The organism is Cnuella takakiae (assembly GCF_001953305.1).
In the GTDB taxonomy this organism is placed as follows: Bacteria; Bacteroidota; Bacteroidia; order Chitinophagales; family Chitinophagaceae; genus Flavisolibacter; species Flavisolibacter takakiae.
Genome location: NZ_MTFE01000010.1, coordinates 1,392,956 through 1,409,125, shown reverse-complemented (window position 1 = coordinate 1,409,125; position 16,170 = coordinate 1,392,956). Strand labels below are relative to the sequence as shown.

General features: G+C 52.4%; 11 protein-coding genes. 3 read left to right on the top strand and 8 right to left on the bottom strand.

Annotated elements, in window-relative coordinates:
- Nucleotides 1–71: 71 nt before the first annotated feature.
- Entirely contained in the window at nucleotides 72–2,624 is a 2,553-nt protein-coding gene (locus tag BUE76_RS06480; RefSeq protein WP_073040700.1) for an outer membrane beta-barrel family protein, read from the bottom strand.
- A gap of 179 nt (nucleotides 2,625–2,803) precedes the next feature.
- On the opposite strand from BUE76_RS06480, the gene BUE76_RS06475 reads away from it, so the two are divergent.
- Together BUE76_RS06475 and BUE76_RS06470 are read left to right on the top strand one after the other, a co-directional pair.
- Nucleotides 2,804–3,160, top strand: coding sequence for a hypothetical protein (locus BUE76_RS06475; protein ID WP_073040703.1), 357 nt, complete (start codon nucleotides 2,804–2,806; stop codon nucleotides 3,158–3,160).
- A gap of 201 nt (nucleotides 3,161–3,361) precedes the next feature.
- Nucleotides 3,362–3,877, top strand: a complete 516-nt coding sequence (locus BUE76_RS06470) for an SET domain-containing protein (RefSeq protein ID WP_073040705.1) — start codon at nucleotides 3,362–3,364, stop codon at nucleotides 3,875–3,877.
- Between the two features lie 63 nt (nucleotides 3,878–3,940).
- On the opposite strand, the gene BUE76_RS06465 is transcribed toward BUE76_RS06470, so the two are convergent.
- A complete protein-coding gene (locus tag BUE76_RS06465; RefSeq protein WP_083596378.1) occupies nucleotides 3,941–4,747 on the bottom strand; it encodes a 3-keto-disaccharide hydrolase in 807 nt (268 codons plus the stop codon).
- Nucleotides 4,748–4,880: 133 nt separating this feature from the next.
- Between BUE76_RS06465 and BUE76_RS06460 the strand changes: the two genes are divergently transcribed.
- Entirely contained in the window at nucleotides 4,881–5,378 is a 498-nt protein-coding gene (locus tag BUE76_RS06460; RefSeq protein WP_216820635.1) for a DUF4112 domain-containing protein, read from the top strand.
- A 74-nt stretch (nucleotides 5,379–5,452) separates the two neighbouring features.
- Here BUE76_RS06460 and BUE76_RS06455 read toward each other — a convergent pair whose 3' ends face one another.
- The 6 genes from BUE76_RS06455 to BUE76_RS06430 all read right to left on the bottom strand — a co-directional run bounded on the left by BUE76_RS06455 (nucleotide 5,453) and on the right by BUE76_RS06430 (nucleotide 16,021).
- Nucleotides 5,453–6,571 carry an NHL repeat-containing protein gene (locus BUE76_RS06455; RefSeq protein WP_083596379.1) on the bottom strand — a complete coding sequence of 373 codons (1,119 nt, stop codon included), beginning with the start codon at nucleotides 6,569–6,571 and terminating at the stop codon, nucleotides 5,453–5,455.
- A 239-nt stretch (nucleotides 6,572–6,810) separates the two neighbouring features.
- On the bottom strand, nucleotides 6,811–8,205 hold the full coding sequence (locus BUE76_RS06450) for a glycoside hydrolase family 2 TIM barrel-domain containing protein (RefSeq protein ID WP_073040707.1): 1,395 nt from the start codon (nucleotides 8,203–8,205) through the stop codon (nucleotides 6,811–6,813).
- Between the two features lie 9 nt (nucleotides 8,206–8,214).
- Nucleotides 8,215–12,159 (bottom strand): glycosyltransferase, encoded by a 3,945-nt coding sequence (locus BUE76_RS06445; RefSeq protein WP_083596380.1) that lies wholly within the window; start codon nucleotides 12,157–12,159, stop codon nucleotides 8,215–8,217.
- 524 nt (nucleotides 12,160–12,683) lie between these two features.
- Nucleotides 12,684–13,739 (bottom strand): selenide, water dikinase SelD, encoded by a 1,056-nt coding sequence (gene selD, locus BUE76_RS06440; RefSeq protein WP_073040709.1) that lies wholly within the window; start codon nucleotides 13,737–13,739, stop codon nucleotides 12,684–12,686.
- Nucleotides 13,723–14,799 carry a tRNA 2-selenouridine(34) synthase MnmH gene (mnmH, locus tag BUE76_RS06435; protein WP_073040710.1) on the bottom strand — a complete coding sequence of 359 codons (1,077 nt, stop codon included), beginning with the start codon at nucleotides 14,797–14,799 and terminating at the stop codon, nucleotides 13,723–13,725. The genes selD and mnmH overlap by 17 nt, the downstream gene beginning before the upstream one ends.
- Before the next feature lie 196 nt (nucleotides 14,800–14,995).
- A complete protein-coding gene (locus BUE76_RS06430; RefSeq protein ID WP_073040713.1) occupies nucleotides 14,996–16,021 on the bottom strand; it encodes a glutamine synthetase beta-grasp domain-containing protein in 1,026 nt (341 codons plus the stop codon).
- Between the last annotated feature and the right edge of the window lie 149 nt (nucleotides 16,022–16,170).

Below are 16,170 nucleotides of genomic sequence, written 5' to 3'. Positions count from 1 at the left end.
CGTCTTTCCCGTCTTTCCCGTCTTTCCCGTCTTTCCCGTCTTTCCCGTCTTTCCCGTCTTTACTGACTTTACTAGTCTTCATTATCCCGGTCTCTATCTCCATTGCGTTTGCCGAAGGCAAAGTTGGGATCGCCGAACTTGTAAGTAAACACCAGGCGGAAAGAGCGCACATTGCGGCGGCTCCAGGACTCCTGGTAAAAAGTTGCCGTTTGCAACTCCGAACCAAAACGCAGGTGGTTGAACAGATCCTGTACGCTGAAGGTGACGGTGGCTTTTTTGTTTTTCAGGAAATCTTTGCGCAGGGCAAGGTCCACGCTATAGTTGGGAATGCGCACACCCTGTGGCACCACCTCCCTTGACTCGTACTCGCCGATGGCTTGCACGCTGAAGTCGGTGAAGATGGAAGATTTGTTGGCGGGCTCTGCGCGGTAGTTGGCAATCAGTTTTGCTTCCCAGTTAAAGCCTTCGTTGTCGAGCACAAGTGCTCCTACCCTGCCCCGAACGGCACGGTACTGAAAGTTGACCGTGGGTGTAAGGTCGAAGCGGGTACCAAATTTCTGCTGGAGGGTAAACTCCGCTCCCAGCCGGTTGGTATGATCGGCATTGACAAAAGTGTTGAGGATGGCATTGCTGTCGATGGCGCTATTGTTCAACTGTGCAAACTGCACCTTGCTGAGCGTATCGCTGTAGCGGGTAATATCGCCCTGAGTGTTGCGCAGGTAAACCGATCCCAGGAAGTTGCCGCCTTTATAATCCGTGCTGTAGTTGAACTCCAGGCTATTGGTAAACTCGGGCCGCAGTTGCGGGTTGCCCTGGCTGATGTTGAGCGGGTCGTTGATGTCAACAAAAGGATTGAGGTTCCAGAAATCGGGACGGCGGATGCGGCGCGAGTAGTTGAGTTGCAACTGCTGCCCCTCGCCCACTTCCCTGGTGAGGTACAAGCTGGGAAACAGGCCGTCAAAAATATTGCGCAACTGCGTAGGCAGGGTATAGCCAAATTTACGGGCACTGTCTACCAGCTCGCCGTCAAACTGCGAGTGCTCGGCACGCAGGCCCGCCTGGTAGCCGATGCTGCCTATTTTGTTGGTATAGGTGATATAGGCCGCATTGATCAGTTCGCGATACTTGTAATTGTTGCTCAGGGGCAGCTTTATTTCCAACCCGTTATTCACCGAAAAGGAGTTGAAAATGCTTTGCTGGTTATTGATAAAACTGCGCACACCGGTTTCCAGTTTGCCGTTTTCGCCCTGCGTGGTTTCGTAGTCCACCTGAAAGGTCAGCTGGTCGTTGCTGTTGCTGCCGGTATTGTGCAGCCGGGCCGAGGCATTGGTGGGCGTGCCGTTGGGGTTGAAAAACAGGTTGTCGATAAAGGTATTATCGCCGCCATTGCCATAGTTGTAATTCACGTTAGCCGACAGTTCGCGGCCTGCCTGCGGGAACTTGTGTACGTAGTTGAGCTGGGTATTGTACCTGCGGAAATTGCTCCTGCTGGTCAGCAGGCGGTTGCCGGTGCGCTCCAGCAATTTTACTTCATCCAAGAACTCCTGGTCCTGGCGCTGGGTGTTGCTGAAATTGCCATTCACCGCACTTTGCGTCAGCGAAATGGTATTGCGGTTGTCGAGGAAAAAATCGGCGCCAACGCGGATATTGCCAAAGCGCCGCAACCGGTCATTTTGCGAATTTTGGTTGAAATAAGAAGTAACGAGCCCCTCATTCAGGTTTTGCCGGCGCGATTCGCCCCGGGCAATACCACCACCCTGGAACAGGGAGCCCACGGCAAAGAAGTTGAATTTGCCCTGGCGGATGTTCAGGTTGATACTGCCGGTGCGGATATCGGGTGCGCCGATACCTGCCGACAGGATGCCGTTCATGCCCACCCTTTTGTTTTTCTTTAAAATAATGTTGACGATACCGCCGCTGGTAGAAGCATCAAACTTGGCCGAAGGGTTGGTGATCAGCTCTACCCTTTCGATATTATCGGCCGGTATCTGGTCGAGGGTAAGGATGGTGGGCCGGCCATCTACAAATATCTGGGGCGCTGCATTGCGCATCGAAATATTGCCATCCACATCCACGGTAATGGAAGGGATATTCTTCATCAGGTCCACCGCGGTGCCGCCGGCTGCGGTAAGGCTGCGGTCGGCGCTGAACACCCTGCGGTCCACCCCCATCTGCAGGGCGGAGCGTTGTGCCGTTACCACTACCGATTGCAGGGTTTGCACGGAAGGGCTCAGCACCAGGTTGCCCAGGTCGGTAAGGGGCTGGCGGCCGGCCACTACCCACTGCTCGAAGGGTTCAAAATTTACCCCCGACATCAATACCTGGAAAGAATCGGCCTGGGGTAGGGTGGTGAAGTTGAAATCACCATTGGCCTTCGACACCTGTGTACCTACAGCCGTCAGTCGGCTGCTGCCGGTACTGTCTTTTATCTGGGCATACAACTGAACGGTTACGCCTTCCACACCCTTGCGGTTGCGGCTGTCTACCACCTTACCGATAATTCCGGTTCTTGTTTGTTGCGGCCTGCCGCCCTGCAACTCGGCAGGGGGTTCTATTTCTTCCTGGGCGAGGGCCGGTAAACAACACACCGTCATCACCATGCCTATCAAAAAACGATACATCATATCCTTCTGCTTAAGATTAAGGGTTGGGGCCGCCAAGTTACAGCAAGCTTCATGCAGCTAACACCTAACGGAGGATTTGGCATGTTAATAAAGGTTAGCAGAACACCAAAACAACCTTTACAGCTTAAACTTTTTTTACAGGCACAACATCCATTCCCAATATGTAACACCTTTACACCATGCAACAGGAACTGTACTTCGATATCAGCAAGGGAGAAAGCGGCGGCAGTTTGTACCGGCTACCCAACGGCTCCTTTTCGTGGCAGCACAGCACCCATGATGAAGACCGCGATGAAACGAGGGTATTCACCACGGCCTATGCTTCCTTTGCGGCCTTTTGGCAAATGCTGACCAAGGACCTGCACTGGTATTTTCAGCACCCGCTGTTTGTACACCCCGAAGTGCGGGCTTTTGTGGGCCGGCAACTGGAAAGCGCCGACTGGAGCGTACAGGGCGACTTCAAATGGCAGCAAAGCCACCACCGCCAGTGGACCAAGGTGCTGAGCGACCGGAGTGAGTATTACAAGGGAAAGTAAATAGTTATTGAAATGCGGGCGGCATGTTCACCAGTGGCAATGGAACCAGGCGCTTACCATGTATTGAGCTAAGTTAAGCAGGTTGCGGGTTTAAAGAGTGTTACACCTAACAGTTCTTAAAGGCCTTTTAGGTGTAACCTGAATCCGAAATCTGACATCCGAAATCCCATATCTCATCTTTCTTTCTTTTCTTCGCTGCCTATGGCTTATCTGGAAAAATTTCTCGTGGTAAAAACCTCTACCCTGCCCAATGCCGGCCAGGGCCTGTTTACCAAAACTTTTATTCCTGCCGGCACCCGCATCGTGGAGTACAAAGGCCGCATCACTACCTGGAAGGAAGTGGAAGACGATCACGATAATGCCTACCTCTTTACCGTTACCGAAGACCATGTAATAGATGCCCGCAAGGCGCTCAAAACCTTTGCCCGTTATGCCAACGATGCCCGCGGTTTTACCCGCATCAAGGGCATCACCAACAACTGTTATTATGTACAGGACGAGGAAAACCGCGTTTTTATTGAAGCCAAACGCGACATACCCGCAGGCGGCGAAATTTTCGTGGGTTATGGCAACGACTACTGGAAAGTGATGCGGGAAAACTTCCGCATTGAAAAGCAAAAAGAGAAAGACGCAAAAAAGGGAAATAAGCGTGCGGACAAGGAAAGCGTAAAAACGAAAACAAAGGGAAAGAAAGCAAGTACCAAAAAGAAAGGATAAAACAAAAGCCCGGCTCCAGGAGCCGGGCTTTTGTTTTGGCGCAAATGGGCTGCCTTGGCGTGTTCATTTGTTTTTACCACCGGGCAATTCCATCAACTCAATATTGCGGAAATCCACCGGCTGCCCTTCGCTTTGCAAACCGATATACCCTTCGCGCAGGGGTTTGCCATCGATCTTCAGGCGGGGGTCGAAACCATTGGCAACGCCGCCGCCAATATGGGGTTTGGAATAGCGCAACACAGTATCGCCATTGATGATGTGGGTAATCAGGGAGTCGCCCAGCACAATAACCTCGGCACGTACCCACTGGTCGCCTTCATAGGTTTTGGAGGTAGAGTTGAGGCAATGACCGGGGTATACCTTTCCTTCGTACATGATTTCGGTACCGGGCGAACACATATTGCCCGTTGGGCGCGGCTTGCCATCACCCAACCCGCCCAGGAACTGCATCTCCACCGAAATAGGCCAGTCCTGGTCGCGGAGCATGGTGCGTGGGTCCAGGGCATGGAGCATCACACCGCTGTTGCGGATGGTATAGGAAGGTGCACCCTTTTGCAGCTCGCCCACAAAACGGTATTCCATCTTCAGGTGGTAGTGCGAAAAAGGTTGTTTGAAATACAGGTGGCCAAACTGGTTGTTGAAGTCGTCGTACTGATCGTAGCGCACTTTGATGATGCCGTCTTCGGCACGGAAAGTATTGCCAAAATTGACGCCCACATCATGGTGGTTGATCTTCGCGATCCAGCCGTCCAGGTTTTTGCCATTGAACAGGCGTATCCAGCCTTTGTCGGAACCTTGAAAACCGCTGAGCAGGATGCTGCAACAAAGGAGGGCAGCCATCAAAACAGGTTTGGTAGGTGCAAGCTTCATGGGTTTAAGTTAAGGGAAGGCAGCCTTAACCGGGCAGGCAAGCCCATTTATTTTGCTGCAAAAAACATACAGCCCTGCTTGCAGGGCAAAATGGTCTTGCACGATGTTTGCCTTAACTCGCTAAACGAATATTGTGGAAAACAGTCTTGCATACCGCGGCGGCCGCCCCGCCTATAACTATACCAGCACCAAGCACCCGGGTTTGGGTAAGGTGCGGCGCCTTGCCAAGCTCATGGATGCCCAGTTCAGCATCCCGGGTACCCAGTTCCGTTTTGGGCTGGATGGCATCCTGGGTTTGATTCCGGGTGTGGGCGACCTGGGCACTTTTGCCGTATCGGGTTATATGCTGATGATCATGGCACAGAATGGCGCCAGTGGTTTTGTGCTGGCCCGCATGACCCTGAATATCCTGCTGGATACCCTTATCGGGTCCATACCGCTTATCGGCGACCTGTTCGACTTTGCTTTCAAAGCCAATACCCGCAACCTCCGGTTGATGGAGGAACACTATGCCGAAGGCCGGCACCGCGGAGGCGCCTGGAAAGTAATCCTGCCGGTATTAATTGTTCTGGCCCTTGTCATTGGCCTGCTGATATATGGCGTTTACCGCCTGCTGGCAGCCATTTTTTAAAGAATAGCACTTTATAAAAGAATAGCCCATACCATCCGGTATGGGCTATTCTTTTATGCGGCAATCACTGCTGATTACTTCAGTGCAATTTTGCGGATGCGGTTATTGTCCTGGTCTACGATGTAGAGCACTTTACCACTGGCATCCAGGGCAATACCCCTGGGGGCATTGAAACGGGCCGTGGTGGTAGCTCCTTCGGCATAACCGGCCGTACCGTCACCGGCAAGGGTGGTCACCACACCGGTGGTGGAAACGCGGCGGATGCGGTTGTTTTCAGTATCGGCAATATAGAGGGTTCCGTCAGCAGCGGCAACAATACCCTTGGGTTCGTTGAACTTAGCTGTAGCACCGGCACCATCGGAAAAACCGGCACCACTGCCACCGGCAATGGTGGTAACCACGCCTGCAGGCGTGATCTTGCGGATGCCATTGTTGTCAGAATCTACAACGTAAATATTACCCTGACCATCTACAGTAAGGTCGCGGGGATTGGTAAAGCGGGCTGCAGTACCGGTACCATCGGCATAACCGGCAGTTTTAGCCCCTGCAAAAGTGCTCACCACACCTGCGGGGGTGATCTTGCGGATACAGTTATTGGTCATATCGGCCACATACACATTGCCCTGTGCATCAACAGCTACACCCCGGGGATTATTGAAGCGGGCAGCAGTACCGGTACCATCAGCATATCCCTGGGTGGCTGCACCGGCAAAAGTTGATACGGTACCATCGGGGGCAATTTTGCGCACCGCGTTGTTATTGATGTCGGCTACATACACATTACCCTGTCCATCTACTGCTACATCGCTGGGTTCGTTGAACTTAGCTGCGGCGCCCTTTCCATCGATGAAGCCCTTGGTGCTTCCGGCAAGGTTGGTTACCTGGCCATCGACAGACACTTTACGGATGCGCTCGTTGCCCCAGTCGGCAACAAACATGTTACCGGCGGCATCCAGCACAATGCCTTTGGGCTGACTGAACTGGGCTGTAGCCAATGGACCATCTGCGGAACCGGCAGTACCGGAACCGGCTACTGGTTCTGTTTTTTCACCTGTTGGAGTGGGCGTGGGGGTAGGATTGGGTTCGGGATCATCGCCAGAAGTACCTTTCTGACATGCGGTTAATACCAGGGCACCGGCCAGGCCGATAGTCCAAATACGCCTTGTTGAGAATCTGATGTAAGTGTTATTCATGATTAAGAGATGAAAATTCCTTGGTTTGCAGCCTGCATCAATGGAGCAGGCTACGGGTGTTTTCTTTAGCAGGATGTATGGATGCCGGTTTCGCTCGGCAGTATTTTTCAGGCGTAGGATAATGGGCCGTAAACTTAGGGCATATGTGCCAAATCTGGTAAAAATGTATAGAGACAACAGGTATCATCCGGGCTCTAAACAAAGATTCGCAAACACGGACCAGACAATTTTGTATTGGTTTAATCTGGCTGTACAAAAAAACATGCGTTTGCCGTTGCTACCTTCTGACAGTCGTTTGCCACATATACATACAAGCGGTAGGGCCCCGGCTTTGTTGGAACCTGCAAGTCAAACAACTGCTCACCACTGCTTTGGTTACTGGTTGCAACTATCGGGCTAGACTCATGCATAATAGCAAAACTATCGGAGCGGATTAGTTCCTGCTTTTGATCTTTATAGCTCGAAAGCAGGTACTCGCCCCTTTCCTCGTGCAACTCCCAGCGCACCCGGAGCGTACCCGATGGCCTGCCCACCCAGGCCAGGCCTACCCTCGCCGTTGCCCCCGGCAGGAGGTAAACGTTTTCCTCGTCTTTTTTACCGTCCAGGTTTAAATAGGCAATGCTGGGTGCGGCACATTCAGAACCGGCTCCCAGCCAGGCCTTACGGCAAACATCCACCAGTTCGGTTGCTGCCGGCTCCCGGCCGGGTGCAAACAAACTAAATGCCGTAGGGGTGTATTCATTTTTGATACCCCATAAAAAAACATACCCACCCAGGCATTTTTTGTTGCGGGTAGCCTGTGCCAGGCTTTGAAATTGCGATTGCAGGTAGCGGGCTTTTTCAAAACTGGTGGGCTCCAGCCGGCTCAGCCAGTCGGTTTCCTTCCACGACCAGTAACCCCGCGATCCAAACTCCGCAAAAAAGAATGGCTTGTCCCAGCCTGCAGATTCCAGCTTTTTTATAAAGCCCGCAACGGCAGAAAAAGAGTTGAAACAGATCAGGTCTATGTTAGGGCAAAAAATGCCGGTCAGCTTCAGCAGTTTTGGAAAAAAACCGGCGTGTACCAATACAGCAGGGTGGTCCTGGTCGAGCTGATGCACCAAAACCGCTATTTCGTCGACAGCCTTCAGCACCTTACGCAAAAGAAAAAAATTGCTGTACTCCGGTTCCACAAAAATGGTGGGTTCGTTTCCAACCACCCACATCAGCAAGGCCGGATGATGCCGGTAACGCAATATGGTATTCCTTACCAGCGCACGCTGTGCCTGAACCGCGGCATCGTTGCCATAATCTATTCCATTACCCTGCTGTTTGATGGGCAGGGCAAGAATAACCGACAGGCCGTAGTGTGCTGCAGCATCGAGCCAGGCCTGTGCGTTCTGCACATCGTACACCCGCACGGAGTTGCCCCCGTTTTCCTTTACCCTGCGCAGCATGCTGGTATCCGTTACGGCAGCGCCCTTGATATCATAAGGATTGCCATTGCGGATAATGCGGTATCCTTCCTGCTCTTTCTGTATGTGCACCCTGGCGGCCGATGTGTCGCGGTGAGGTGTGGCAGCAAAAGGATTCCACACCAGGCTGATCCCCAAAACAGCCAACACCAGGGCTAGTCCTAATAATAAAAATTTCATGACCTTATTTTAAAGACCCGAGTTCAAAACACCCTGATACAAATTGATGGGGAAGCTGGCAGACACTTCCTTCCCATCCTTTGTTTCGGCAACCACGTACAGCCGGAACCGGGCTCCTGCCGCCGGCAGGAAAACCCATACCCTGTCGGGCCTGTCCGAAGGGTATATTTTACCCGCTTCTTCCAGGTAATCATCGCGCAGCAATTTCCAGGAATACCTGCCCAGGCTACTGTCTTTATGTACAACTGTAAACTGGTAGGCCCCGCCTGGCTTTACCTGAAAGGTTGGCCCCGCAATGAATAAATGCGGCAACTGGGGTTTGGCTGTACCGGCCCATACATGCTGTAAGGCGCTGTATACCAGCTTTTTCTTTCCATCGCTGCTGGTAATACCAAACCAGGTGGCACTACCTTCATAACGGTCCTGCCAGCAGTAGGCAACGCCTCCAAGGTTGCACCCTGCATGGTCCTGCACATCCTTTTGCCACTCTTCCATATACAGTTCGGCCTTACGCTTATCACTGTCTTCAATGGGGTTGAAGTAGCGGTCGTACCGGGTATAACGAGGGCTCCAATATCCAGCAGGGCCAAACTCCGTAACCACATAGGGCTTATGGGGATAGAATTGGTGTACCAACCCGTGCAGCCTGCCAATCTGCTCCGTATAATAGGAGTTGATGCCCATCGCATCCAGCGATGGCGTGTAGCGGTTGAAATTGTACAGCTCACCGGGCAGTTGATCGGTGTGTTCCAGCGAAGAAATTACAGGCCGTACCGGATCAATGGCATGTATGGCCCTGGTCAGTTCTTCAATCATTTCCATATAACCCCTGCGCACCTGGGTGAGGTAAGGCTGGGCGTAGAAATCCTTGAGGATACCGCTGGTTTCGTTGCCGATGTTCCATGCAATGATGGTGGAGTCATCTTTCAGATGCCTAACCGCTGTGGTTACCTCCCGCAGGTATTTTGCCACCTGAGCCCTGTCCTTGTGGTAATCGTTTTTCGGATCAAACCAAAACCCATACATCACCTTCAGTTGCTGCTCACGGGCCACAGCCAGAATGTTGCGGTCGTACAGGGATGGTGCATATCGCCGGATGGTATTGGCGCCCATGGCTTTTATGGCCTTGAAATCGGCTTCAAGCTTTTTACGGTTCAGGGGTGCATAACCGTCGCGCCAGCTGTGCTCGAGGTTGTAGGCCACTCCTTTTATGTAAAATGGCTTACCTCCTACCATTAGCTGAAAACCCTTCGCAGTTTTATGTAGCCTGGTGGTGGAAACAGGAGCATTGGCAGCAGTTGGCATTCCTTCAGGCATGGCCAGCCGGGGCAAATGCCCCAATGCGGCTTTGAAACCGGAAGCCTGCTGGCCGGAGTTTTTTATTTGGATGGCGGATTCCCTGGCCTGCATTGCATCACTGCCCAGAACCAACCCACGAATTTCCCGGTACTGGTTTTTGATGGTGCCGGCCGCATCGTCCATCCACTCTGCTCCCATTGCATCGTCCTGCACCGGCACATTCATCAGCATCACAGGCCTGCGGTACAGGTGGAGCTTTTTGTGAAAAGCGGCATAGGTTTTTGTCAGGGGTGCCCTTTCTCCCCGCAGATTGATCCCTACCCAGTCTACGAAATCGGCGCCGGGATACATGATGGTGGCGTTATTGGGATGCCAGAGCGTCCATATCCAGCTTACATTATTGGCGCCTTCGGCATTGAACAGATCTTTTACCCGGCGCATGGCTGCCAGGTACTGTTTCAAGGGATTTTGCCTGCTCAGGGTCCAGGGCACAGCAGGGTTATCACTTTCGGGGGCAAAATTCAGGAACACAGGATAATGCAGCTCCCTGATTTCTTTTGCATAGCTGCGGATAAAACCATCATACCGCCCACGGGCTATGGCTGTAAAAATGCCCTCTGCAGGATGTGCCGTTACGGCAAAATGCACCGGCAGCCAGGTTACCAGCGGGATGGCGCCCTTGCGGGCAATATCATTTACCGCCGTTATGAATGATTGGGGCGTTTGCTTCTGGTCCCAGCTCCAAGGCAGGGCAAGAACATTGGTTTGTGGAAGGCTACCCGCCTGCTTGCTCCCCAGCCCGGCTGCCTGGTACTGATCGGCAGGGTTGAAAGGCAAGCCCAGGTAAAAGCCACCCGTTGCTTTGAAATCGGGGTTGATTTGCTTTTCGGCCCTGTTGGCTGCCTGCCAACCCAGCAACAGGAATACGGCTATGGAAACAAAGGCCATTTGTGGTGCCCGGCGGCTCAAAAGGCCAAACAGGGAAGCCGCAAAACCTTGCCAGCTCTTACCGGCCTTTTGAACAGTGGCAGCCCACCACCTGCGGGTGTACAGGCCTGCAGCCAGCGCCATACGCCAACCGTCGAGCCCGGCCAGCACAACATAAAACAGGAGCACCATGTTCAGGGCTGCATAGCCCGCCATCACCAGGTTGTATGGATTGGAATCGTAGTGCAAACAAAAAGCAATGATGATCCCGCTAGCCAGCACAACCAGGAGGTTGGGCAGACCTACTTTAAAATGGTTGCTGTATTCATCGTCCTTTGGCGTCGGAATATAAGGCACTTTGATACCAAGCAGGGTATAGATAAAGCCTACCAGGTGCACCCACCAGGTACCAAAAAGCAATACCCCACCGGTAAGGTGAAGGCCCCGTTCCGCTGGCTCCATCAACCAGTTTTGCGCATACTGCCGGGTGAGCAGTACCAGCACAAAAAACGGGAGCAGGAACAGGTAAGCCCTGGAAAACTCGAGCAGCAGGGGCGACTCGCCGGTGAGCAAGGCCGCAAGTGGAATAATGATATCAATCAGTGCGATTATGCCTGCGGCAAAATGCAGGGGAATAAGGCTGTAATGCAATTTCTGTCGCCATGTAAGGCCGCCAAAAATTTTGGGCAGGACCCAAAACAATAAATCAAAAGTACCCCGCGACCATTTCAGCTGTTGCTTGTAGTAAGCACTGATATTGGAAGGTACCAAACCGCGGGTGAGGATCTTGGGCACATATACCGACTTCCAGCCCTTTGCGTGTAGCCGCATAGCCGTGTGCATGTCCTCGGAAAGGCCTGGTGCATGCCCGCCGATAGAATCGAGGGCCGCACGCCTGAAAACACAGTTGGCGCCAATAGCCTGGGCTGTGCCATAGCTGCCCATACCCATCATCAGGGGACCGTAGAAGGTATAGGTTTGCTCGGCGGCACCACGTGCCACGGGGCTTTCACCTGCATTTTTATACCCCTGTACCGATTGTACAAAGCCAATCTGGAAATCTTCGAAATAAGGCAGGGTCTCGTCCAGCAGCTGGGGAACCGGCCGGTGATCAGGGTCCAAAATAACACAGATATCACCGGTAGCACTACGCAGCGCATTGTTGATATTACCCGCTTTGGCATCCACTTTAATCTCCCTGGTCATGTGCCGCACGCCCAAAGAATCGCACAAAGCTTTTAGTTGCGGATCGTTGCCTTCGTCGCAGAGGTAGGTAGTGTGGGGGTAGCGCACGGCCACCATGGCCTTCAAAGTATCTTCAATCAACTGAAATGGCTCGCCAGGCATGGCCGTGGTAAACATATCCACTGTCCATTGCCGGCGCAAAGGCGGAGGTGGAGCAGGATGGCGAAGGTTCCAATAGTGATACCATTCAAAAAGTACCTTCAGAATTTTATACCCAATAGATATAAGTAGCAAAAAGTATAAAGGTGTAAATCCAGCATAACGCCGGTCGAACAGCCAGTAGCAGAGCAGCAACAGTGCGGCCATACCTGCCAATACCAGGCTCCGGAGCAGGAGCCGCTGGCGGTAGCCCACAGGGGCTGCACCCAGGATCTGCTTGTCCGCCGCTTTTGCCTTTGGCTCCAGTGCCAAAGGGCTTGCCGTAGCCAACTGTGAATTGGCTATGCCGGATTTTGTGGATGGGACCTGGGTTTGTTTTTTCATTAAGGTTAAGAAGGGCTTACCGATAAAAAATTAGGTTTGGTTTCCTCATTGAAGCTTCAAAAAGCACAGCCAGCAGGACAAGGGTGCATGTCAGCTGAGCAGAGCGGTTTAAAGCATTCTTCGCAGGTTGGCAGGTACGGTCATCGGGGTGGATATAGGAAAGCCCAAAAGGGAGGAAAACCCGCATCAGGTGAAGCGGTGTAGTAAAAATTCAATGGTTAATGTAACCATTAGCTGATCAATATGCAAGTCTTTTACCATCCAAATACCGACTTGCAGCCCACAAACAAACAGAAAAAACCCTTATCGGCAAGCAATTAAAACCACTTAACAATAAGCGTTTTGACCCCCAAAAGAATACACCTGATCATTTTTTAATAATTATTAAAATAAATATGCTTTATGGTTGTAAAGCGTATAACTGCCCTACCTGGCTGTTGATTCAAATAGTCGGGATAGGGCCCAAAAAAAAGCAGGGCCCTAAAAAATTAGTACCCTGCCTATTTATTTGAATATTGATCAGATCATTTGCCTACTTCGATCAGCAAGGCTCCCTGCTCCTTCATCCGGCCAATTGGGTTAGTAAAAGCACTACAACCATTAGCACGCAGCAAAGCCTGCACCGCCGCTACTGCGTCCGGAGCCACAGCCACCAGCAGGCCGCCATTGGTTTGCGGGTCGTTGAGGATATTCACCAGGTGAGGATCGGTCAGGTTTTCTGCAATACCCACTTTCGGCTGCACATTGGCCCAGTTGCGGGCAGTGGCGCCCGGAACTACTTTCTGGTCCAGGTATTGCGCCAGGCCATCCAGCTGCTGCACCTGGCTGTAGTGCAATTGTGCACTGAGGCCACTCCCACCGGCCATTTCCGAAAGGTGACCCAGCAGGCCAAAACCTGTTACATCGGTCATGGCGTGTACCCCTTCTAATGCGCCCAGTTGTTCGCCAATGTTGTTGAGGCGTGCCAACTGGTTTACCAGCTGCTCAAAATGCGCATCGCTGATCAGCCCGCGCTTTTGCGCCGTGGCCAGTACACCTGCACCCAGCTTTTTGGTAAGGAAAAGGTAATCCCCTGCCTGTGCGGTATTGTTTTGTTTCAGATTTTTGATATCCACGATACCGGTGACCGCCAGCCCGAAGATGGGCTCAGGCGCATCGATGCTGTGGCCACCGGCCAGCGGGATACCGGCCTCCTGGCAAATAGCCCTGCTTCCTTCAATCACCTGTTTGGCAACCGATGGAGGAATGGTATTAACCGGCCAGCCCAGCACCGCAATGGCCATAATGGGGCGGCCGCCCATGGCATATACATCGCTGATGGCGTTTGCAGAGGCAATACGGCCAAAGTCGAAAGCATCGTTTACAATGGGCATAAAAAAGTCGGTGGTGCTGATCACCGCCGTGCCATTGCCCAGGTCGTATACGGCTGCATCGTCCTTGCTGTGGTTGCCCACCAGCAGGTTCTTATTATCGGGAAAAGCAAACTGCGACTGGAGAATTTCTTCCAGCACGCCGGGGGCTATTTTGCAACCACAACCGCCGCCGTGCGAATACTGGGTAAGATTATATTGTTCGGGCATGTTCCTGTTTTGTTTGTTGGGAAAGAATCTGCAGGGCATTGGACCGGGCATCTACCTGCTCGCAGCAAATGGGAATGACCTGGCTGGCCATATCCGCCTTTAGCTCCAAAGATTTTCGGTAAAACTTATCGTAGTAACGCAGTAATATGGCGAAGCCTGCGGCAATATTGCCTTCAATGATGTGGTTGATGGCGTTCTTGGTTTCCAGTCCGCCCAACCTCTTCTGGATGCGCAGGATGGCGTTTACCAGCTTTTCGCGGTCGGCCTTGCCGTACCCGCGTTCCAGGTGGCGCACCCGCTCTTCAAACGGGATTTCCAGGAAGTATACCGGCCGGCCTAGCATAAACTGGTAAAGCGGCGTTGGAATATTGACGGATCCAATGCGCTGGCTTTCATCCTCCACCCAAATGCCTTTATTGCTGGCTGTTGCCTTTGTTTCGGCTTGCCAAAGGGCTAAGCCCAGCATATTTTCAAACATTTCCTGGCTGGGCTGGTTGGTCATGCCGATGTTGCCAAAAGCAGAGCCCTTGTGTGATGCCAGTGCCTCGAGGTCCACAACGGCTTCACCCTTGCGCCGGAGTTCGGCAAGCACCTCGGTTTTGCCGCTTCCCGTATAACCGCCTACCAGTTGAAGTGGATATTCGCGGCTCATCTGGCGGATGCTCCAGGTGCGGAAAGCCTTATAACCGCCTATAAGGGTGTACACTTCAAAACCATAGAGGTCGAGCAGCCAGGCCACGCCTCCACTGCGCATGCCGCCCCGCCAGCAGTATACCATTACAGCTTTACGCTGTCGGCCCTCGAGTTGGCGCTCTACGGCTTCCACCATGCTCACCATACGGGGACCGAAATATTGCAGGCCAATTTTAATGGCTTTTTGCTGGCTCTCCTGCTTGTAAGCCGTGCCGATGACGCTGCGTTCCTCGTTGTTGAATAAGGGCAGGGAATGCGCTCCCGGGAAATGGGCATGTGCAAATTCACCTTCCGACCGTACATCAAATACGGGCAGTTCAGCGGAGAGTTCCAGGAAGCGGGAAACATCAATACGGGTTGCAGGCATGGTGCACGAATTTAATACTTGGGGGCCACCTGAAAACCCTGGGTTGCGGGCGAAGACTTCTAATTTATGATTTTGGAGTATTTAAAAAGGTAGGCTTTCCTGCTTCGGAAGCTGTCGGCAATTTGAGATCATAAATCCAAAATAAAAAAGGAACCCGAGCAGGGTTCCTTTTTCTATGATGAGGCAGGATGAACGATTAGGCGGTAACAGCCACATCAGCCGTCTTAACGGTCTTGATGATGCGGGCGGCCACTTTGTACGGATCAGCGGCGCTGTTGGGGCGACGGTCTTCCAGCCAGCCTTTCCAGCCACGCTCAACGGTAGCAATGGGAATGCGGATAGAAGCACCACGGTCGGAAACACCATACTTGAACTCGTGGATGGCAGCAGTTTCGTGCTTGCCGGTGAGGCGCAGGTGGTTGTCGGGACCGTATACGTCAATGTGTTCTTTGATGTAAGGACGGAACGACTCACAGATCTGCTCGTACACTTCGCGGCTGCCGCAGGTGCGCAGGGTGCTGTTGGAGAAGTTGGCGTGCATACCGCTACCATTCCAGTCGAGCTTGCCCAGGGGTTTGCAATGCCAGTTGATGGTAACACCATATTTCTCACCGATGCGCTCCAGGATGTAGCGGGCAATCCAGATCTGGTCGCCGGCTTCTTTGGCACCTTTAGAGAAAATCTGGAACTCCCACTGACCGGCAGCTACTTCGGCGTTGATGCCTTCTACGTTCAGGCCGGCTTCCAGGCAGGCGTCGAGGTGCTCCTCTACGATATCGCGGCCATAAGCGTTGGCAGCGCCTACCGAGCAGTAGTAAGGACCTTGGGGACGGGGGTAACCGCCTTCGGGGAAGCCCAGGGGCTTATCCGTGGCAGGGTTCCACAGGAAGTACTCCTGCTCGAAACCAAACCAGAAATCATTGTCGTCGTCTTCAATCAGCGCACGGCCGTTCGACTCGTGGGGAGTACCATCGGGGTTCAAAACCTCGCACATTACCAGGTAAGCATTCTTACGCTGGGGATCTTTTACGATGTAAACAGGCTTCAGCAGGCAGTCGGAAGAACCACCTTCAGCTTGTTCGGTTGAAGAACCATCGAAGCTCCACATGGAGCAATCTTCCAGTTTACCGGAAAAATCACGTTCGATTTTTGTTTTGCTACGCAGGCTTTGAATAGGCTTATAACCGTCAAGCCAGATGTACTCCAATTTTGCTACAGACATTGTGCGGCTGTTTTTATAAACGAAATGAATTTGTCAGGAAAATCATCGCAGGAAGTCAAACCAGATATTTTTACTATTTAACTTGCTCCACCTGAATATTTCAAAAGATATTGCCCATTTTTCACCAAAACCGGCTAATAAACAAGCAA